At 40.9% G+C, this 1,127-nt stretch carries 2 protein-coding genes; both read left to right on the top strand.

Features of this window, described 5'->3' with window-relative positions; all coding sequences use genetic code 11:
* The first annotated feature begins 441 nt into the window (after window positions 1-441).
* Window positions 442-687, top strand: a complete 246-nt coding sequence (locus HGG78_RS18830) for a type II toxin-antitoxin system CcdA family antitoxin (protein WP_172533828.1) — start codon at window positions 442-444, stop codon at window positions 685-687.
* Complete coding sequence (locus HGG78_RS18825; RefSeq protein WP_020838906.1) at window positions 687-1,004, top strand: CcdB family protein; 318 nt, start codon at window positions 687-689, stop codon at window positions 1,002-1,004. Before HGG78_RS18830 ends, HGG78_RS18825 begins: the two co-directional genes overlap by 1 nt.
* The last annotated feature ends 123 nt before the right edge of the window (window positions 1,005-1,127 follow it).

The raw sequence follows: 1,127 nt of genomic DNA, 5'->3' as shown, positions 1-1,127 counted from the left end.
ATGGTAATTTACAAATAATTCTATCGGAAAAGTCAGCCATAGAGCACTCGAAACAAATTTAGGGATCCATAAATTTCAACATCAAAGAAGCCGCGCCAACGAACTTAACAAACACAACACTTCCCGTAAGCAGACTTCGTTAAGTTCAAACGCTTCCCGAAAAGTGCCACTGGCGAGATAGTTGAGAACCGAGATTTATCCGGTGTATAGCTAGAAAACCAAAAGCCTTTCCACCTTAAATTCACAGTTTTTCTTAACCACAGCTAACGCCCAATTAAGGTGTGAGCCACGCTACCACTGCACTCAACTTGGACGCCGTAAACACTAAACTAAACCCAAACCAAAAATGCCAAGCGTGGGGAATCACTCTTAAATTGTTTGTTATATGCCTTTAGTGCGCCTATACTTAATGCGCACTAAAAATACGCATAGGTAATTATCATGAGAAACTCATATAGTACGCAAGCCCCCAAAAAGGCGGCAAACTTAAGCTTAAACAGCGAACTACTCGCTGAAGCTAAGCGACTAAACATAAACCTCTCTGCAACAATGGAAAAAGCTCTTGAAAAAGAAGTTAAACAACGCCGTAAAACTGAGTGGTTAAAGCAAAATGCAGATGCTATTAGCGCTTGCAATGAACTAACAGAAAATCACGGCCTGTTTTCCGATTCTTACCGAGTATTCTAATGTCACAATTTTCACTATACCAAAATAACGATAAAAGCACTGCTACCGCTTATCCATACTTTGTTGATGTTCAAAGTGAAATGCTTGATACGCTGAATACCCGACTGGTGATTCCCTTAACACCGGTTGAAATGTTGGAGAAGAAAGCCCCTACCCACCTGTGCCCAGTGATCCACATCGATGAAGGCGACTTCGTAATCCTAACTCACCAAATGGCGAGTGTTCCAACTAAAATCCTGCGTGATCCTGTGAATGAGTTGAGCACTTTTAGAAATGAGATTATTGCTGCTATCGACTTTCTGATTACTGGCATATAACGCCGCATTAAGTGGTGAGCAACGCTAAACACCAATATCTCGGCAAACCACTTAAATCACAAAACTGAATTTACACTAAAAACACCAAGCGTTGCGAATCCGTCTTAAATGCTTTGTTATGTA

The sequence above is a fragment of the Vibrio aestuarianus genome, assembly GCF_012395185.1.
Taxonomy (GTDB): domain Bacteria; phylum Pseudomonadota; class Gammaproteobacteria; order Enterobacterales; family Vibrionaceae; genus Vibrio; species Vibrio aestuarianus.
The sequence above is the reverse complement of the archived record's forward strand: the minus strand, read 5'-3'. Positions and strand labels throughout refer to the sequence as shown.